Source organism: Paraburkholderia sp. RL17-381-BIF-C, assembly GCF_046026435.1.
Classification (GTDB): Bacteria; Pseudomonadota; Gammaproteobacteria; order Burkholderiales; family Burkholderiaceae; genus Paraburkholderia.
The window spans coordinates 12252-31223 of record NZ_JARESX010000062.1 but is presented as its reverse complement, the minus strand read 5'-3'; the positions used below and the strand labels follow the sequence as shown (position 1 = coordinate 31223).

Below are 18972 nucleotides of genomic sequence, written 5' to 3'. Positions count from 1 at the left end.
ATGGATATTCAGCCGCAAAGCGGGCATCTGCGATTTGAAGGCGCCGGAAAGGCCTCGTCTCCATCGGCCGGCATTGGCCTAAGCCTGATTCAGATAGCGGCTCTCCTGGCCGCAAACGCGTTCGAATTCTTCGACTTCTTCATGTACACGACGCTCGCCTCTTTTATCGGGCGTGCGTACTTCCCGCCTGGGACAGCGGTGAACAGCGCCTTTCTGCCGCTCGTCATTTTCGCTGTTGGCTATCTATCGCGGCCCGTCGGCGGTGCAATCATCGGGCGTTATGCCGATACGCGCGGGCGCAAGCCCGCCATGCTGCTGACCGGCTCGCTGATCACACTCGGCACGGTTGGCATTGCGATCACACCGACGTACGAAGTGATCGGCGTATTGGCATCGTTTCTAATACTCGTGTTCCGCATGCTTCAGGGCGTGGCTATCGGCGGAGAAATGGGGTCGTCGAGTGCGCTGTTGATCGAACGCAGTCCAACGGGAAGAGGGGGCCTCTTCGGAAGCTATCAGATGGCAGGACAAGGCATTGCCCTATTGACCGCCGGCCTGTGCGGGCTTTCGCTCTCCATTGCGCTATCTCCCTTGGCACTTGCCGATTGGGGCTGGCGATTACCGTTCGCGCTAGGCGCGGTTCTTGTTCCTGTCCAACTGTTTCTACGGAGGTCGATCGTTGAGTCTGCGGCGCGCGTCGAATCTGTCAAACAAGCGACCGCCGGTAAGGTACGTGCATGCGATTGCGGGGTGCCACTGATTCTCTCTATCCTGTTGATCCTGGGCGGCACAGTGCCGACTTATATCGTGATCTACGTCACGAGCTTCGGGCTGGGCGGTCCTGTACCTTCTGCAACCGCATCATTCGTCACGACGGGCGTCACCGGAGCGGTCACGCTGGCAGCATCGATTGTCGGCGGTGCGCTAGCGGACGTCGTTGGCATGAACGCCGTGCTCATTGCATCGCGGGTTCTAACCGCGCTCGTCGTTTATCCTGCCTTTGCTGTAGCCGTCTCGCATCATTCGGAAACCGTGTCGATGCTCATGATCGCGTTGATCGCCGGCCTTTCTGCGCTTGGCGGAGGTCCGACAATCACGCTGATCCTTCAAAAGTTCAGGGCACATCATCGCGCAACCGGCCTTTCTCTCGCTTATGCGACCGGCGTCGCGCTCTTTGGCGGTACGGCACCGCTCGTCGCAGCGAGTCTGACGCGCTGGAGCGGCAATCCGCTCGGGAGCGCGTGGTACGTGATGCTTGCGGCGGGTTGCGCCGTCGTCGCGCAACTGGTGCTGACGAGGTGGCCAAGCTATCCGTTGCGGCGCTCACACGAAGCCGTGGGGGCGCTACGCGGCTAGCCTCGAAGGATCGGAAGTCGCCGGAAGTGTAAAGCTAAAGCAGGTCCCCCCTCCACGCTCGCTTCGTGCCCAGATGCGCCCCCCGTGAGCCTCGACGATAGAGCGCGCTACAGGTAGACCCATGCCCATGCCGTCGGGCTTGGTGGTAAAGAAGGGCTGAAACAGCGCATCGATTCGTGTTGGGTCGATGCCTGGCCCCGTATCGCGCACTTCGAAAACGACTTCTTTTGCCTCGGGTTTGACGGTAGCCGTGAGTATTCGTGCGGTGGAAGGCCCCGAATCGATTGCGTGAATGCCGTTCAATAGCAGGTTCGCGAGCACCTGCTGGATCTGGACCCGGTCACCAAACACGTGGACCTGCGGATCGACCTCGCTGACGACACGTATGTCTTTTGCGTTGGCCTCGGGCGATATCAGGAACAGCGCGGCGTTCACCGATTCCACGGCCGGAAACTGGACCAATTGCACCGGCACCTTGCCAACAAAGCCGCGAATCTTGCGGCAAATCTCGCTTGCGTCACGTGCCCAACGCGCCGTGTCGCGGATCGCAGTCACGGCTTCTCTGACGTCTGGCGTATCGCGCGTGAGCCAGCGCAATGATGCATCGGCGGACGCGCGGGCAGCCGAGAGCGGCTGGCTGATCTCGTGCAGGATCGAGGCCGACACTTCGCCGAACAGCGATATGCGGGATGCTCGCGCCATTTCGGCGCGCATGGCCTCCAACCTGTCGCTGTTTTCCTTTTGCTCGGTGACGTCGAATGCGTAGAAATGGAGCCGCCGATAACCATTCTCGTCTTGGGGCAGCGAGCAGCGCCAGATAATTGGTACGGCGCGTCCCGTGAACGTGACCAGGGTGCGTTCGCCCCGGCATGCTGGTTTGTTCTCGAACATGGCGCGAAACACTGCACTGTTGCTGATCCGGTCAGCGGGCAATAGCACCTTCACCCGCTCGAAGAACTGCGCTTTCGATTGCGCTTCGAAGAGACTGACGACTGCATCGTTGGCGTCGACGAACGAGTGCAGCGCACGCAGTTGTGACACGACTTCGGGATGGTCGTCAAAATAGCTGTCGATACTGGTAATGCCAGACGCCTGCAAATCTTTGATGGCGCGATAGATGCGCGACCAGTCTTCGATCAGGATTGGAATCGGCGCTGATCGAAAAAGATTGTCCTTTGCCGGACCGACAGATGCGGCGCGATCAGAATTGGGAACATTGTCCGTCGACAGTGGGCGCATTGTGCACATGCTGAAACCCGGCGCTGGGCGCAGGCCGGATGGCCGAAAAAAGAGGAGTTGGCTCACGGGCCGCAGCCTCTGGCTGTTGTTCGAAGTAGCCACAACTATACCCGAGGGCAGGCGTGTGCTGCTTGGCGTCTTCTCGCTGCCGACGCTTGCCGGAACGCCGACGCGCTGTGCGCTTTTCGCGGGACGAAACTTACCTCGAAAGTCCCGGTGAGCGGTTGTCGCAAAGCAAACCTTGGTATAGGGAGCGTTCGACCACGGACTGATAGAGCGGGATGCCGCCTTCAACTAGACTTCATTTCAACATTGATGAAGTCGCGCAACCCCGGAGATAAGCATGGATCGTGTTCTACACGCGATGTCGGTATTTACGCATGTCGTCCGGGCGGGGAGCTTCACCGACGCGGCGGAGTCACTCGGCATTTCGGCCGCGTCTGCGAGCACCCTCGTCCGGCAACTCGAGGCGCGGCTCGACGTGATGCTCCTGCAGCGCTCGACGAGGTCCATGTCGCTGACCGCCGAAGGATCGCAGTACTACAAGCACTGTTTGACCATTCTGGGCCAGATGCGCGAGATGGAGGAGCATTTGGGCGGCACAAGCCGCTTCGTGCGAGGTCGCCTCTACATCGAAGTCGATCAGGAAGCGGGCTCGGTGCTGCTGCCCTCTCTGACGGACTTTCGGTGTCTGCACTCCCAACTCGATCTGCGTATTGAAGTTGGGGGAGAAGGCGAACGGCTTATCGAGCAGGGTATCGATTGTGCGATCGTGATCGGTCATCTTCGTGATTCGTCGCTTCAATGTCGACGAGTGGGATCATACCAGGCAGTCACCGTGGCGAGTCCCGCTTATCTGAGAAGAAACGGCATGCCGCGCGAGGTCGCGCAATTGCATAAGCATGACTTCGTGCATCACTCGCCGAGACGTTCCGGCAGCGCCCGCCATCCACGTTTTCACGGTGAAACGGGAACTCAAACCCTGAGGCTGCCTGAGCGCACGCTGGTTGGTGACGTGCAGACTGTCGTCGACTGTGCGACGCGCGGCCTCGCGCTTGCGCAGGTCGGACTGCCGCTGGTTGACCGGCTTCTTCGAGCGGGCGAGCTTGTCGAAGTGCTTGCGGACGCCCGGCCAGCGCCGCTACCGATCGCCGCGGTTTACCCGCAGCGCCGGCATGTGCCGATGTCGTTACGTGTATTCATCGAGTGGGCGACGAGCCGGTTCAAGACAGATGCGCTCGTCGGTTTGCCGCATGCCGGCACTGATGCGGGCGAATGGCGCGCATCCTGCAATCTCGATCACGCCGCAGCAGCTTGAGTCGCGTACCGCGGTTTGAGTGGGTCAAACCCGGAATCCCACGAGCGCTAGACGAGGTGCAAATGACACAAGCAACTCATGCCGGGCAGGATGTGTTCGAAAGCGCGCTAATGCGCCTGCTGGATCCATCGAGGGCGACGGCTGTATGCCAGGGCGCGACCCCCTGGCTCCGCGGGCCGGGCAGAAGGGTCGGCACCGTGCAGGAGGGTGCCGCGCCAGACAAGGCGGCGCGCGTGGCCTCGCAGATTCGTGTGATCGAGGTCCTTTCGAGCTCTACGGTCAGTGTTCGTTGGAGCGATCCGCTCGGCGGGCACATCGGCGAGCAGGTCTGGTGCTGCGTGACCGCGCGAAAGCGGTCGTCGTGTGCGTTGACGGGCGAGCCGATCGGACGCGGCGACCGGGTCTATCAACCGCGCAGGCGTGGGAGGAACACGCCTTGGAACTGGGATCGGATGATCCACGCGGCGGCGATCCAGGCGTTGCCATCCATTTCGTCCGCTAGGGAGCAGATGTTATCAGGAACTGCGCCATGACAGAGGCGGACCGCGGGCCAGCGAATGCTAGCTCAGGTCGGTGCAGCGATACCAGAGGATGGTTGTGGCTATCAGGGCTCTCCGGATAGTCTGCCGGACAGAGCGACGCTTGAAGACTCGGATCCGCGAGCTTGGCGTCAGGCGAGAGAATCCGTGCGTGATATGACTGTTTGCATTGTTGACGATGAACTGTCCGTCAGGCAGTCGTTGGAGTCGCTCGTCCGTTCCATGGGAGGCCAAGCGCGCGCGTACGAATCGGCAGAACTGTTCCTGGCACATGGGCGGGAAGCGCCGTTCGATTGCGTCGTGTGCGACATACAGATGAGCGGCATGACCGGCGTTGAACTGCTTGCACGGTTACGCGCCGACGCTTGCGAGGTGCCTTTCATCTTGGTGACCGGACATCTGACCGTGCGCAGTCGTGAAGAAGCCGGTGTCTACCGCGCGCTATGCGTGCTTGAGAAGCCCTTCGATCCGGAAGAACTTGCGCAATGGATCAACAAAGCGCTGGCAGCCATGTGATTTCGTTGCCTTACCCGCTGTTCGAATACAGGCCGCAGGTCGGATCGTTTGAAGACGGCTGTAGCCAGGGCCGCTGATGCATTGCCGTCAATCAACACCGGCAGTTTTTGTTTTTCACACTTCGTATAAGGACTCATACATTCATGGCTAACGTATCGCCCAGCAATAGTGCGAGGACTCAGTTCGTCGAAGTAGAGGGTCGGCGACTTGCCTATCGCAGATTTGGCAGTGGGATACCGCTCGTGCTGTGCGTCCGCTTTCGGGGCACGATGGACGCGTGGGATCCGCTGTTTCTGGATAGTCTCGCCGCGCGAGGCTTCGAGGTCGTGACTTTCGACTACAGCGGCCTCGGGCAGTCAACGGGCGAGCGAACCTACAGCCCGGCGTCGCTCGCGAGAGACGCGATCGACCTTGTAGTCGGACTGAAGCTGGGCAAAGTGGTGATGGGCGGATGGTCGGTCGGCGGTATGGCCGCGCAGATCGTACTGGCTAAAGCGCCTGAACTGGTGAGCCATGCCGTGCTGATCGCGACCACGCCGCCGGGTCAGCTCGTTGAGCCCGGCGAGCCGCTGTTCTACACGCTGGCCAGGCGCGAGAACGACTTCGAAGACTTCGTCACGCTGTTCTTCGAGCCCGCAGACCCGGCCAGCCGCGCTGCGGCAGAACGCTCGGCGAGACGACTCGCCGAACGCACTGACGATGTTAGTCCCGCAGTGCCATTCGAGTGGGCAGGGCAGCAACTCGGCGATGGCCCACAGAACCCGGTGTTCCCCGCGGATGCGGTGCTCCATGCCCTGAAATCCACGTCGGTTCCGGTCCTTCATCTCGGCGCGGATCATGACATCGTGTTCCCGGTTGAGAACTGGTATGCACTTAATGGTCAGCTTCCGACCTTGCACCTCGTGACGCTACCCCGCACGGGGCACGGGCCGCAGCTTGAGTACCCGGAGGCTTCTGCCAGTCATATCGCCGCATTCGTTAGATCCGACGAGCAGGCCGCCCCCTGATCGCGCGTGTCCGTCCCTGTCCGATTTCAATTTGTGAGTGAAGAACAAGACATGACCTTCCCATCAACGTATCGAGCTGTAGTCGTCAAAGCGCCCGGCCAGTTGCAACTCGTTGAGCGGCCGATTCAGCAACCGGCTCGTGGCCAAGTCCGAATCCGTGTCGAAGCCTGCGGCGTGTGCCATTCCGATAGCGCCACGGTCGAGCGCGAGGCAGCCGAAGGCGCCCGCCCTCGCGTGCCCGGTCACGAAGTGGTCGGCCGCATCGAGGCATTGGGCGAAGGCGTCGAGGGCTGGAACATAGGCCAACGGGTCGGTGTTGGCTTTCTTGCCGGCGAAGATCGCACCTGCCCGTCGTGCCGGCAAGGCGACATCGTGAACTGCCAGAACCCGGTCATTACCGGGATGACCACCGACGGCGGATATGCGGAAATCATGCTCGCCGAAGCGCGCGGTCTGGTCCGTGTGCCCGACGACCTGAGCGCAGCCGAGGCTGCTCCGTTGCTGTGTGCCGGGCTCACCACCTTCAATGCGCTGCGCAATGCCGGTGCGAGAGCTGGTGACGTAGTGGCGATCCACGGACTCGGCGGCCTTGGACATCTCGCTGTGCAGTTCGCACGCAAGATGGGTTTTTACACCGTCGCTATCGCGCGGGGCGCTGACAAGGCCGAACTGGCGTCGCAACTTGGCGCGCATCGCTACGTCGACGCGAAAGTCGAGGACGTTGCTGCGGCCCTGAAGCAACTCGGTGGCGCCAAGGTGGTGCTCGGCACCGCGCCGACTGGTGCCGGCATGGCCGAAACCGTCCGCGGGTTGGCGCCACGAGGCCGGCTGGTGGTGGTCGCTGTCCCCGGCGAGTCGATTGCGCTTAATGCCGTCGACCTCGTATTCGGCGGGCGTACCGTGGTGGGCGCATTGACCGGTACGGTGACCGATAACGAGCAAACGCTCGCCTTCGCCCAATTACAAAACATTCGCCCGCTGATTGAAACCTTTCCACTCGAACAGGCACAGGCTGCCTACGATCGCATGATGCGCGCTGATGTGCGTTTTCGTGCGGTGCTATTGATGAATGTCGATAAAACTGGAGTTCAAGCATGAACGTCATTGCGCAATCCATCATCGAGGCACATGGTGGCCTCGAACAGTGGCGCAAGTTTCACACGGTCCGCGCCGATCTCGTACAGGGCGGGGCGCTGTGGGGGCTGAAGGGCCACGCCGGCACATTGGATCGGACGACGGTTACGGTGGCCACGGACCGCCAATGGGCGTCGCACGCGCCGTTTGGAGCGCTTGCGGCGCGCAGCGAATTCACCGGCGGCCGTATCGCTCTTCGGGACACAAGCGGCGGCGTTGTGGCAGCTCACGACAATCCGCGTGCCTCGTTTGACGGCCACACGCTTGAGACACCGTGGGAAGCGCTGCAACTTGCATTCTTCGCGGGCTGCGCGATGTGGACCTACCTCAACACTCCGTTTGTCCTCGCATGGGATGGCGTGGAGTGCGAAGAAGAGGGCGTGTGGAGCGAACAGGGCGAGGAGTGGCATAAAATACGCATCGATTACCCGGACGAACTGGAAGTGTTCAGCAAGGCCCAGGCTATTTACGTGGGGCACGACAACCTGGTTCGCCGTCTCGACTACGACGTCGAGATCGCGGGCAACACGCCTGGTGCGCACTACGTTACCGACTATGCGACCGTCTCCGGAATCCGGTTTCCCACGAAGCGGCGCATTTATCCTCGAACGCCTGACGGAAAGTCCTTGCCCGAGCCGCTCGTCGTGTCCATCGACCTGCATGACATCACCCTGAGCTAAGGTTGAAAAACGAGGCGCTGCGCGCGCCTCCGGACGAAACCAACGGTGACTGCAATCGCTTCATCCAAGCTGAGACGCGTTATGCCGATGTATCCGGTCTGCGCTATGCGCATCGCCGTCTTGGCAAGCAACAGCGCCCTGCCGCTTGTTTACCTATGGGTTGGACGACGAGCGTATCGCGGGCCACCGGCACATGTCGGTTTCCGCTGCCGAAGCGGCGGCGTTGCCGCTCACCTGTATCACAGCGTGGGAACTGCTGTTCGCCCGCCTGGGCAGCATATGGGCACGATCGGCGCGGACAATCTGCAGAAGGCGCACACGCCGATCGAAAGCAACGGGGCCTTGGGGAATATCGTTCTCGAAGACTTCTGACATCAGCCTACTGTGCGTGCGCTCATGGACGCTCCAGAAAAAAGCGTGCGCTGCCCAAACGTAGCGCACGCTTTTGCGCCGATATTGAAACAGGGAAAGAGTGCGGCGCGTAGGCGTGTATGCCTAGGCTTGCATGCTTAACCGACCCAGATGCTGATGGATCTGTGAGACAACAGCGGCGCCATCGCCGACCGCTGCCGCCACGCGCTTGGTTGAGCCGAATCGAACGTCGCCGGCGCAGAATACGGCCGGTACGCTTGTCTCGTGTTCAGCCGCGTGCGCCGAGGCCGCCGGCCCGGTAAGAACGAAGCCGCTGCGTTCCACCAGCACACCGCATCCGGACAGCCATGCGGTGTTGGGCGATGCGCCGATAAACAGGAATACATGCTCGGTCGGGAAAACCGCGCATTGCCCATCGTGTACGATTTCCGCGGACTCGAGGTTCTCCGCCCCGTGCAACGCAGTGATCTGCGTATTGTATTGAACGTCGACATTGCCGAGAGACGCGATGTGCTCGACCAGATATTGAGACATGCTGGACTTCAGGTCTCGTCCGCGAACGAGCATGCTGACGCGTCGCGCGTGCGAGGCGAGATAGACGGCCGCCTGACCCGCTGAATTGCCGGCTCCGATCAGAAGGATGTCTTTGCCTGCGCATGCCTTGGCTTCCACTGGCGACACCCAGTAATACGCGCCTTTGCCTTCGAATCGCTCCAAACCCTGGATGTCTGGCTTCCTGTATGCCGCGCCAGATGCGATGACCACAGTGCGCGTGCTGATCTCGGCCCCGCCTCGAAGCCTCAGCCGGAGCGGTGATGCCGCGCAGTCGAGCGACTCGACTTCTGCGGGTATTGCCATGCGTGCACCGAACTTCTGGGCCTGAACGAAGGCGCGAGCAGTCAGTGCGTACCCGGAAATTCCCGTTGGGAAGCCGAAAAAATTCTCGATGCGGGCACTGGCCCCAGCCTGCCCTCCCGGCGCGCGATGATCGAGGACAGCGACGCGCAGTCCTTCGGAGGCGGCATAAACTGCCGTCGCGAGACCTGCGGGGCCGGCGCCTACCACCGCGACGTCGAACACCTCGCCGGCAACGAACTCGGGGAGCCAGCCGAGTGCGGCGGCTAGTTCGGATTCGCTCGGCGCGCGCAAGATGATGCCGTTCGGGCTCAGGACCAGGGGATAGTCTGAATCGTCAGCGGCCCATTGGCCGACGTACTTCGCCATGTCACCGTCGGAGGCCGTGCTCACCACCGTGTGCGGAACGTTGTTGCGTGCGAGGAAACTCTGCAAGGAATTGAGCCTCGCGTTGTTGGCCCTGGTCACCAGGATGAGCCCGCTGCCGCCTTCGATCAGTCCCACTCGCCGCAGGATCAGCGCGCGCAAGATCCGCTCGCCGAGCTCCGCTTCCGCGATCAGAAGCGCGCGCAGCCGTTCCGGCGGCACATGAATAGCGTGTACGTCGCCCGCTGCGTCGCCGTCAACGAGGCAGCGGCCGCTCGAGATCTGCCCGACTTCCGACACGAAATGGCCGACGCCCTGTTCGTTGATCACGAGTTGCCGGTCGAACGCATCGCGACGGGTCACCTTGATCCTGCCGGACAACACCACGTACATCCCAAAGCCCGGATCGGCGACCTTGAAGATACGACTGCCATCGGGCCAATGGCAAACTTCGCCGAATCGCGAAATCCGGGCAATTTCCGCTTCGGTCAGCACCGGGTACTTCTGTTGACGGCGCGAGGTGTGTACGTCCGATTCGGGGCTCAGCTGCGACGATGACTTGCCGGTCGGGTCATCCGTGTCTGAAGGACGGCTCATGGGATTTACTTTAGGGTTGCAAACAGAAGGTTCAGTCCCTCGGACATCAGCGGGTGAGCGATGATCGCATCACGCAAAGCCGTATAAGGCAAGCCGCCGAGCATTGCCATCTGGACAGCCGTGGTGACCTCTCCCGCGCCCGAGCCTAGCATGGTGAAGCCGAGAATCTGCCCGGAATCCGGATCCACAAGTGCCTTCATGAACCCGCGCGTCGCACGGTTGGTGCGGGCACGCGGCACGGCCGCCATCGGCAGTTTTGCGACTCGATGAGGCAGGCCGCGCGCCCTGGCCTGCGATTCGTTCATGCCGATGCGCCCAAGCTCGGGGTCGATGAATAGTGCATAGGGAATCGTGCGCGACCTGACGCTTCGCGAGTGTCCTTCGATGCCGGCTTTGAGAACACGATAGTCGTCAAAAGACGCGTGGGTGAACATCGGCGTGCCGGCGACTTCGCCAATGGCCCACGTTCGTTCCGCCGTCGTGGCTAGCCGGTCGTCGACCTTGATGAAACCGTGTTCATCGCATTCCACACCTGCAAGATGCAGGTCCAGGATGTGGGTAGCCGGCGTCCTGCCGGCGGCGACGAGTACATGAGTTCCTTCCACCATGCTTTCGTCACTGAGCCTGATGCGCACGGTGTCACCGCTTCGGCCGTGAGCTTCGACAGGCCGTACATCGAGATTCACGTTGATTCCGTCGTCTTGGAAGGCTCGCAGGATTTCCACGCTGACGTCTTCGTCTTCGCGCGTCACGAGGCGCGGCCCGTCGTTGATCACCGTGACATCGCTGCCAAGGCGTCTGAAGGCCTGCGCCATCTCCAGTCCGATGTAGCCACCGCCGAGCACGATCAGGTGCGAGGGCAGTTCCGGCAGTCTCAGTGCTTCGACATGGGTGAGGGGCTGAAGCTCACGAAGGCCCGGAACATCAGGGATCGTAGCGAACGTGCCAGTGTTGATATAGACGCGCTCGCCTTCGAACAGCTGTTCGCTGCCGTCGGCGGTCTGGACCAGAATCTTGCGCAAACCGACGAAGCGCCCCGTGCCTGTTACGAGGTGTAGTCCCGAGTCCTGAAACGCACGGCGATTCAGATCGACCATTCCGTCCACAACGGCTTTGACACTGGCGCTCACTTGGGCCATGTCCGTCTTCGATACGGGCTCCTTGTCGACCAGACTTCGTGCGTGGTGGTTGCGCGCGATCTGGATGAGGGTCTTGCTAGGAATGCAAGCCACGTTTATACATGATCCACCGATCATCCCTCGCTCGATCACCGCGACGCGCTTTCCCGCTCGGGCCAGATCCATGGCGAGCGACTTGCCACCCTTGCCGCCGCCGAGAAACAGATAGTCGTAATGCTGGACTTTATTCATTCAATTCTCCGATTCATGATAAGAACAATCGCGGCACGGCGCTGAGCCCGGCTTGCGCGTTCATCACCGTATGGACGGCTCAGTTGCTATTCGCGCCTGGAAATGGCGGCGCGAACGCCACTAGCGTATGCCGGATCGATGCGTTCAAAATGCGTGAGAGTTCGCTCGACGATCTGCTGCGGAACGCCGTGGAGGGCGCGAGCAATGTTGCCGAACAGGCGCGACCGCTCGCCCTCATCGAAAAGGCGGAACAGCCGTGCCGGCTGACTGTAGTAATCCGTATCCTCCCGATGGTCGTAGCGATCGACGGGACCCGCCTCGAGCGGCGGCTCGGCGACGCTCAGGTCTTGCGTGAAGTCGCCGAAGCGGTTCGGCTCGTAGTTCACCTCGTCTCCCAGATTGCCGTCGACGCGCATAACACCGTCGCGATGGAACGGGTGCAGCGCCGCCGCTCGCGAAGCGTTCACAGGAATCTGGTGGTGATTGACGCCGAGACGATAGCGCTGTGTGTCGCCATAGGAAAAAAGTCTGCCTTGCAGGAGGCGGTCCGGTGAGAAGCCAATGCCCGGCACGACATTGGCCGGTGTGAATGCCGCCTGTTCGACATCGGCAAAGTAGTTTTGCGCATTACGGTTCAACTCGATCATGCCCACGTCGATTAACGGGTAGTCGGCGTGCGGCCAGACCTTCGTGATGTCGAACGGGTTATACCGGCAGGTGACCGTTTCGTTTTCAGGCATGACCTGAATCTGGAGTTTCCAGCGCGGGAAGTTCCTCTCTTCGATGTTCGTCACGAGATCGCGCTGCGCGCTCTCGCGGTCTTCGGCGACCACTTGGGCGGCTTCGTCGTCGGTGTAGTTCTCGATCCCCTGCATCGACCTGAAGTGGAACTTCACGTAGAAGCGCTCGCTTGCCGCGTTGATGAACGAGAAAGTATGCGAGCCGAAGCCGTGCATCTGCCGGTAGTTCTTCGGAATACCCCGGTCGCTCATCAGGATTGTTACCTGATGCAGCGACTCCGGATGACGCGACCAGAAATCCCAGGCTGCGATGTTGTTGCGCAGATTTGTATAAGGGTCGCGTTTCTGTGTGTGGATGAAGTCCGGAAACTTCAAAGGATCGCGAATGAAGAACACAGGCGTATTGTTGCCGACGACGTCCCAATTTCCCTCGTCGGTATAAAACCTGATCGCGAAACCTCGCACGTCGCGCTCCGCATCAGCTGCGCCGCGTTCGCCTGCTACCGTCGAAAAACGCATGAAAACCGGTGTCTCCTTTCCGGGTTCGGCGAATACCTCTGCCTTCGTGAAGCGGGAAATGTCGTGTGTCACCGTGAGGGTGCCGAACGCGCCCGATCCTTTTGCATGGACGCGCCGCTCAGGGATGACTTCGCGGTCGAAATGCGCCAGTTTCTCCAGCAACCAGACGTCTTGCAATACGACGGGTCCACGGCTGCCGGCCGTCATCGAGTTCTGGTTGTCTGCCACCGGTGCACCGCTGGCGCTCGTTAAATATTGCTCGGACATTCTGGCTACTCCTCGTTGCTCTATTGATTGCACTGGACTGTCGATCCAGAGTCCGCCGTTTGCGGTAACAGATCGGGTTAATGCCCGGTCGCTCCGATATCGAAACGCTAGTGTCGAATCTCGCTCACGGAAATGTACACAATCGCCATAACGCGAGAAACCGTGCCTCAGTTGGTATTGCAATGACCAAAGAGGTCTTGAACCCTATGCCTTGGTATTGGTTAAGAAGCGCGGCGCCCGCCGCCCTGTACGTCGTGGGGAGCCTTGAAAGTGTTTTAGCAGAAAAGTCATATAAGCCGGCACATAAGCTGACTATGATTGAGCGCGAAAAATGGTTCTTTCTGAAAGTGGCCCCTACCACCATTCTCGCAACAACAACCCAATGGAGTCTGTAATGAAGAGGACGATCGCATCTGTCTTGTGCATCAGCTATGTCGCTTTCGGCGTCGCGGCCCATGCTTCTGTTTCTACTTATTCGCCACCGGTCGAAGATCACGCATCGAAGTCTGGATTCGCCAGTCCCGAGCGCAAAGCTGAACGCGCCGCAAACCGCGCGCTGGCAAAAAAGGTTCGCGTAGCGCTGACACACACTCAAGGTCTTGACGTATCGAACCTGTCTGTACTCGCGCGCAAGGGGGCTGTCACGCTTGCCGGTACGGTTCCCGATGACCAGCAGATCGTCCTCGCAGAGGCTGTGGCCCAAGGTGTTGATGGCGTCTCATCTGTCAAAAATAATCTGACTCCGGGGTACGCCGGTCACTAATTTGAACGGCTGATGGCGCGCAGTTCAGTTCAACGAGGAGAAAAAATGAAAATGATCACGCCGCGGGTTACTGTCTGTTTGGCAATGGCGAGTGCAGCGTTCGCTACGTCGGTTGGGGCGGCGCCTGTTCTGGAACCGACAACACAAGGCTTCATCGACGCGCTCGCGGCGCAGTCAGGGCCCCCGATCTACACCCTCGCGCCGGGAGATGCGCGCAACCTGTTGGCGGAGGTGCAGTCCAGGCCGACGGCAAAGCTTCCGGCCAGGATCGAGAACCGCACTTTGCCTGTAGGGCCAACAGGATCGGTGAAGGTTCGAATCGTCAAGCCGGAACATGCCGGAGGGCCGCTGCCCGTCGTCATGTACTTTCACGGAGGCGGTTGGGTCTTGGGCGATGCCGACACACATGACCGGCTGATTCGTGAGATTGCGAACGGCGCCCACGTCGCTGTTGTGTTCGTCGAATACGACCGCTCACCTGAAGCGAAATATCCGGTTCCTGTCGAGCAGGCTTATGCAGCGACCGAATATGTCGCTAAACATGGACGGGAATTAGGCGTTGATCCGTCGCGGATGGCAGTGGCGGGCGACAGTGTGGGCGGCAATATGACCGCAGCGGTGACGCTGCTCGCGAAGCAGCGACATGGTCCGGCTCTTCGATATCAGGTGCTGTTTTATCCGGTCACGGATGCGGATTTTGACGACGGTTCGTATCAGGAGTTTGCGAACGGGCCGTGGCTCACCAAGCCTGCCATGGAATGGTTCTGGAACGCCTACGCTCCGAACGTAGAGGACCGGAAGAATGTTACGGCCTCGCCGCTTCGCGCAACGATTGAGAGCCTTAAGGGACTGCCGCCGGCGCTCGTGATCACGGATGAAAACGACGTGCTTCGGGACGAAGGCGAAGCTTATGCCAAAAAGCTCATTGAGGCGGGAGTGAGGGTCACGGCGACTCGTTACGTTGGCACCATCCATGACTTTGTCATGCTCAATGCATTGGCGGACTCGCCGGCGACCCGCGCTGCCATCCGGCAGGCAACTGATGCATTGCGTTACGGTCTGGCGAAGTAAATGCGTGAGCGCAGCCGCGGCCGCATTGCGCGGCCGCCGTGATGAAAATAACGAAGCGATACTTATCCTGAGCTGCGTTCGACTATCGCAATCGCCCGCGGCGAATCACAACGTATCTTTACCGACGCCTAGCGCGTTCCTCGTTGCCGGGCAGGTCGGCTACGGCGGCGCGACCGTTCATCGGACCGCTTTGCGATGCAGAACGGATCTGCCAGTGGCGTCTCTCACGGCTTCCGGGCGGCCACCTTCAAGGCGCACCGTCTCGATTGGCAAACGTCGCTCCTGAAGCTGGGTTGGCCGAGAAAGTATTTCCGTTATGGTCAATTTCGTCTGGCCTCGCGGTCGTCATCTCGAACTACGTGTCTGGCGGGCCCCCTTTCGTCTAGCAAGAAGTGCGTCCCCTCAGTACTCGACGGGACCCTATCGATTCGACATCGGACGGGCCGGGTCGAGAACTGTGGCCTGTGAGAAACGCTAACAGAATGCATTTCGAAGCTGTCGGCAGCAGATAATGCAACCGGCGATTCTAACGAATACCTCATGTTTGGCCGCGAGGCGTTCGAGCCGACGTCACATGTTTATGTGATTTCGGGACATCAAGCTGATTCCCATAATGGGCACCAGGCGAACCGTTACGCGAAGACGGGTCTATTCACCAACTGGAAGCCCACGATGAATTTTGGTATTGCTACGGTCATGAAGCCTGACCCGATGGCCGCACTGGAAATCGAAGGTCAATACTGGCCTTTTGACGTCTTGAAGCAGCGCGGGATCGATCTGCCAGCGCTGGAGGTCAAAGCGCTTTTTTCTGACTGGTTCACACATATAGAGCACCTTGCGCAGATTGCGGAGCGTTGCGTGGAGGAGCCCGCGCTAGCCTCGCTCGGCCTGGCTGCGGACGAGGTCACGCTCGGCGTGGCAATACAGTTTCCGAACAAGGTTGTTGCTGTAGGTGCGAATTACGCGAGTCATCTTGCCGAGATGGGATTGCCGGTTGCTCGCTGGGAGCCGCTGCCGTTCTTTTTCAAGCCGCCAACGACCACTATGGTGGGTCCCGGCAAGACCGTTGTGCTGTCAGCCAGAACGCGCCAGCTCGATTGGGAGATTGAGCTTGCTGTTGTCGTCGGGAGGCGCTTAAGCGACGCGAGTCGCGACGAAGCCATGCAGGCGATTGCGGGATACGCAGTGGGCCTCGACATGAGCGCGCGCGACTGGATACAGCAGCCGGATTCTCCGCTCAAGGTGGATCTGATGCGAGGCAAGTGCCAGGACACGATGTGCCCCTTCGGACCAGTTATTCGGCCAGCCCACCTGATCAAGGATCCGCATCGTTTGCGTCTGCAATTGTGGGTGAACGAACAGCCTCGACAGGACGCCACGACCAACGAGATGTTGTACCGGATCGATGAGCAACTCAGTCTGATCAGTCAGTTCATCACGCTCGAGCCCGGCGATGTCGTATTGACCGGCGCACCAGCCGGATCTGGTGTCTCGTACGGAGCCTTCCTCAAGCCAGGTGATCGCATAAGAGCGTCCATCGAGCAGGTAGGCGTTCTCGAAGTAGAAGTGACTTCGCCGCCGAAAAAACTCTAAGTCGCTGCGCGGTGGCTGTTCTCGTACGCGTACGTCGGGTCTGAAGGAACCTGACGGCGCCGACAGCCTCACCGATTCGCCGACATACGACAAAAAAAATAGTTCTGGTTTGGAGACACCCATGAAAAGTTACCTCTCGACAGCACTCCCGATCGCGGCGCTACTCATCATGCCGACAGTCGCCGAGGCGCAAGGCTCAGTTACGCTGTATGGTCTGATTGATACAGGCATAACTTACGTTTCGAATGCCGGGGGGAAAAGCAACGTTGTTGCTAACGACGGAATCATCCAGCCTAGTCGTTTTGGCTTTCGAGGAAGCGAGGAGATCGGGGGAGGTACCCGGGTGATCTTCACCTTGGAGAATGGATTCTCGCTAAATACCGGTGCTTTTTCTCAAAGCGGCCTGATATTCGGGCGGCAGGCGTTTGTCGGTCTTGCCAATTCCGGATGGGGCGCGTTGACGATGGGACGTCAGTACGACTTCGTTTGGGATTACATCACGTTGTTCTCGATGGGTTCGCGCATTGGTGCCTTTGGTTTCCACCCTGGCGACTACGATCACCTCGGTGGTTCCTTGCGCATCAATAATGCAGTGAAGTATGCGGTAGAGCCGTTTGGCGGGTTGAGTCTGGGTTTGCTGTATGCCTTCGGAGGCCAGCCCGCTAGCGCGAGCAACGGTCGTGCGGTTGCTGCAGGCGCAAGGTACACGGGTGGCATATTCAGCGTTGCGGCGGCATATAACAACGTACATGACATGCCGCTTAACCCATCCGCACAGATTGGCACGTCCCTTGGGCCATCGTTTCCGCGGGGATTGTTCGTCGCGAATAACCTGCAGAATATTGAACTGGCTGCCAGCGTAACGGCCGGGCCGTCGTCCACGCGTGCGCTGTTCACCGATACCACAATCGACGCACCCGGCACCTCGGTGACAATGCGCTCCTACGAAGTCAGCGAGGTATACCAGTTCACGCCCGCGCTAGCTTTCAGCGCCGGCTACTCTTTCACCAGAATGTCCATCGCAATATGGCGCAATACGAGCGCTGTGCTTGACTATTCCTTGTCAAAGCGCACCGATGTCTACGTAAGTGCGGCCTATCAGAACGCCAGCGGTGGCGCTCATGCAGCCTTTCTTACCGTACCGGCGTCGAGCAACGGTCACGAGACTGCAGTGCGAATTGGCATGCGAACGTTCTTCTAACCTTCCAGCGCCGGATTCGGCGAAGGCTGGACGGCGCCCATTGTGCTGCGCCGGGAGGTCCCGCTGCGCCAACCTTACACGTTTTCTGGGGTAGGAAGAAATATGAACTATATCCGTAAGAACAGGCTTTTCCTCGGAGCACTGATGGTCTTTGTGTCCTTCAGTGCAAACGCAGAAGTCGCTGGCGACGCGACCCCGACTGCGTCGTCTGTAGTAATGCGCACGAAGACAGTCAAAGCAGCGGACCGTACGTTACAGCGCAATGTACGGCGCGCGCTTGCGAAAACGAAGGGGTTGAATATTGCGAACCTTACGGTTCGTGCACGCGATGGCTGCGTAATGCTGGAAGGCTCGGTTCCAGAGCAATCCCAAAGCGATCTTGCTGCACAGGTCGCCAGCGCGGTGGTTGGTGTGAAATCGCTGAAGAACGCGCTGACGCTACGACCGATTCAATAGCGAGGGGAGGGCGTTGTTGGCTCGAGCGCGCCTGCGTTGAAGAAGTGTAGTCACACACCCGTCGGTTCTTGATGTGGGATGGGACTACCGCTACCAGAAGCGTGCGCGCACTTCGGAAAGAGCTGCCCCGGTCGTTGACGAAAAGTCAGTCGATTTCTTCTAAAACCACAGTTTCCCGTTGAAAATGAAGTGATTCTCCTTGCGTGATCGCTGGATACTGAGGCGTTTTGCATCCCACGACGCGCGTATCGCTGGTCCAGCCCATAGCCGTGGCTTTTCGCCACCGACGTGCTCCCGATGACATCAGCTCAACCCTCGCATTCCACCCGGCCCGCTTCTCTTTTGCGGCATCGACTGTACGAGGACGCGTTTGCTCTGATAGTGGGTGCGCTGCTCGTCTCGACAGGCATCAATCTGTACAGCAGGGTGGGGCTGCTCACCGGAGGCACAGCGGGGCTGACCTTTCTGATTCACTATCTGAGCGGCTTCCCGTTCGGGCCGGTCTTTTTCACCATCAATCTTCCGTTCTGCTATTTCTCACTACGCCGAATGGGCAAGCGATTCAGACGAAAGTCTCTGATCGCTTCCGCGCTCGTCTCCGGATTTTCGATGGCCCATCCATACCTGGTCCAGTACGAGAAGCTCAACCTTTTCTATTCAGCGGTACTAGGGGGCGTCCTCATGGGCACGGGCTTCGTCGTACTCTTTCGCCATCAGGCAAGTCTGGGAGGGGTCAACGTGGTCGCACTGTTCCTGCAGGAGCAGTACGGGATTCGTGCCGGCAAGCTGCAAATGTCCGTAGATATTTCCATTGTGCTGGCATCCGTATTCCTAGTGAAGCCTGTGGTATTGCTGGCATCTCTCGCAGGCGCAGTGGCCCTCAATATGGTGATTGCGCTTAACCACCGTCCGGGTCGGTATACAGGAGCGTAGGCAGTTCCCGTAAACCGCGTGCAATTGGCCACGTTGCTTCTATCGAACTATCAGCATCGCCGTCCCTGTCACAGTATTGT

Annotated in this window: 17 protein-coding genes and 1 pseudogene; 14 read left to right on the top strand and 4 right to left on the bottom strand. The window is 59.8% G+C overall.

The window, feature by feature from the left end:
• Positions 1 to 1356, top strand: a complete 1356-nt coding sequence (locus tag P0D70_RS28265) for an MFS transporter (protein WP_408186884.1) — start codon at positions 1 to 3, stop codon at positions 1354 to 1356.
• Here P0D70_RS28265 and P0D70_RS28260 read toward each other — a convergent pair.
• The gene (locus P0D70_RS28260) at positions 1345 to 2661 is read right to left on the bottom strand and encodes a sensor histidine kinase (protein WP_408186883.1); all 1317 of its coding nucleotides are present in this window, start codon (positions 2659 to 2661) and stop codon (positions 1345 to 1347) included. The two genes, P0D70_RS28265 and P0D70_RS28260, sit on opposite strands and share 12 nt — an antisense overlap.
• A gap of 277 nt (positions 2662 to 2938) precedes the next feature.
• Here P0D70_RS28260 and P0D70_RS28255 point away from each other — a divergent pair, with 277 nt between their 5' ends.
• From P0D70_RS28255 to P0D70_RS28225, 7 genes and pseudogenes are all read left to right on the top strand, one after another.
• Complete coding sequence (locus tag P0D70_RS28255) at positions 2939 to 3913, top strand: LysR family transcriptional regulator (RefSeq protein WP_408186882.1); 975 nt, start codon at positions 2939 to 2941, stop codon at positions 3911 to 3913.
• On the top strand, positions 3871 to 4446 hold the full coding sequence (locus P0D70_RS28250; RefSeq protein ID WP_408186881.1) for a DUF3331 domain-containing protein: 576 nt from the start codon (positions 3871 to 3873) through the stop codon (positions 4444 to 4446). The genes P0D70_RS28255 and P0D70_RS28250 overlap by 43 nt, the downstream gene beginning before the upstream one ends.
• A 162-nt stretch (positions 4447 to 4608) precedes the next feature.
• Complete coding sequence (locus P0D70_RS28245; protein WP_408186894.1) at positions 4609 to 4968, top strand: response regulator transcription factor; 360 nt, start codon at positions 4609 to 4611, stop codon at positions 4966 to 4968.
• A 143-nt stretch (positions 4969 to 5111) separates the two neighbouring features.
• Positions 5112 to 5975, top strand: a complete 864-nt coding sequence (locus P0D70_RS28240; RefSeq protein WP_408186880.1) for an alpha/beta fold hydrolase — start codon at positions 5112 to 5114, stop codon at positions 5973 to 5975.
• Positions 5976 to 6026: 51 nt separating this feature from the next.
• Positions 6027 to 7073, top strand: coding sequence for an alcohol dehydrogenase (locus tag P0D70_RS28235; RefSeq protein ID WP_408186879.1), 1047 nt, complete (start codon positions 6027 to 6029; stop codon positions 7071 to 7073).
• Positions 7070 to 7789: a hypothetical protein gene (locus P0D70_RS28230; protein ID WP_408186878.1), complete on the top strand. Its 720-nt coding sequence runs from the start codon at positions 7070 to 7072 to the stop codon at positions 7787 to 7789. Before P0D70_RS28235 ends, P0D70_RS28230 begins: the two co-directional genes overlap by 4 nt.
• A gap of 160 nt (positions 7790 to 7949) precedes the next feature.
• Positions 7950 to 8063 (top strand): annotated as a pseudogene (locus P0D70_RS28225) (zinc-binding alcohol dehydrogenase family protein); the annotation flags it as partial.
• A 221-nt stretch (positions 8064 to 8284) separates the two neighbouring features.
• Here the strand turns inward: P0D70_RS28225 and P0D70_RS28220 are convergent.
• The 3 genes from P0D70_RS28220 to P0D70_RS28210 all read right to left on the bottom strand — a co-directional run bounded on the left by P0D70_RS28220 (position 8285) and on the right by P0D70_RS28210 (position 12875).
• Positions 8285 to 9979 carry an FAD-dependent oxidoreductase gene (locus tag P0D70_RS28220; RefSeq protein WP_408186877.1) on the bottom strand — a complete coding sequence of 565 codons (1695 nt, stop codon included), beginning with the start codon at positions 9977 to 9979 and terminating at the stop codon, positions 8285 to 8287.
• Positions 9980 to 9984: 5 nt separating this feature from the next.
• A complete protein-coding gene (locus P0D70_RS28215; protein ID WP_408186876.1) occupies positions 9985 to 11349 on the bottom strand; it encodes an FAD-dependent oxidoreductase in 1365 nt (454 codons plus the stop codon).
• A gap of 86 nt (positions 11350 to 11435) precedes the next feature.
• On the bottom strand, positions 11436 to 12875 hold the full coding sequence (locus P0D70_RS28210; protein ID WP_408186893.1) for a catalase: 1440 nt from the start codon (positions 12873 to 12875) through the stop codon (positions 11436 to 11438).
• A 394-nt stretch (positions 12876 to 13269) separates the two neighbouring features.
• Between P0D70_RS28210 and P0D70_RS28205 the strand changes: the two genes are divergently transcribed.
• The 6 genes from P0D70_RS28205 to P0D70_RS28180 all read left to right on the top strand — a co-directional run bounded on the left by P0D70_RS28205 (position 13270) and on the right by P0D70_RS28180 (position 18892).
• Positions 13270 to 13638 (top strand): BON domain-containing protein, encoded by a 369-nt coding sequence (locus P0D70_RS28205; protein ID WP_408186875.1) that lies wholly within the window; start codon positions 13270 to 13272, stop codon positions 13636 to 13638.
• Positions 13639 to 13689: 51 nt separating this feature from the next.
• Positions 13690 to 14709 carry an alpha/beta hydrolase gene (locus P0D70_RS28200; protein ID WP_408186892.1) on the top strand — a complete coding sequence of 340 codons (1020 nt, stop codon included), beginning with the start codon at positions 13690 to 13692 and terminating at the stop codon, positions 14707 to 14709.
• Positions 14710 to 15249: 540 nt separating this feature from the next.
• Complete coding sequence (locus P0D70_RS28195; RefSeq protein WP_408186874.1) at positions 15250 to 16302, top strand: fumarylacetoacetate hydrolase family protein; 1053 nt, start codon at positions 15250 to 15252, stop codon at positions 16300 to 16302.
• A gap of 121 nt (positions 16303 to 16423) precedes the next feature.
• The gene (locus P0D70_RS28190) at positions 16424 to 17503 is read left to right on the top strand and encodes a porin (RefSeq protein ID WP_408186873.1); all 1080 of its coding nucleotides are present in this window, start codon (positions 16424 to 16426) and stop codon (positions 17501 to 17503) included.
• 102 nt (positions 17504 to 17605) lie between these two features.
• Positions 17606 to 17959, top strand: coding sequence for a BON domain-containing protein (locus P0D70_RS28185; protein WP_408186872.1), 354 nt, complete (start codon positions 17606 to 17608; stop codon positions 17957 to 17959).
• Positions 17960 to 18256: 297 nt separating this feature from the next.
• Complete coding sequence (locus P0D70_RS28180) at positions 18257 to 18892, top strand: YitT family protein (protein ID WP_408186871.1); 636 nt, start codon at positions 18257 to 18259, stop codon at positions 18890 to 18892.
• Positions 18893 to 18972: the final 80 nt, after the last annotated feature.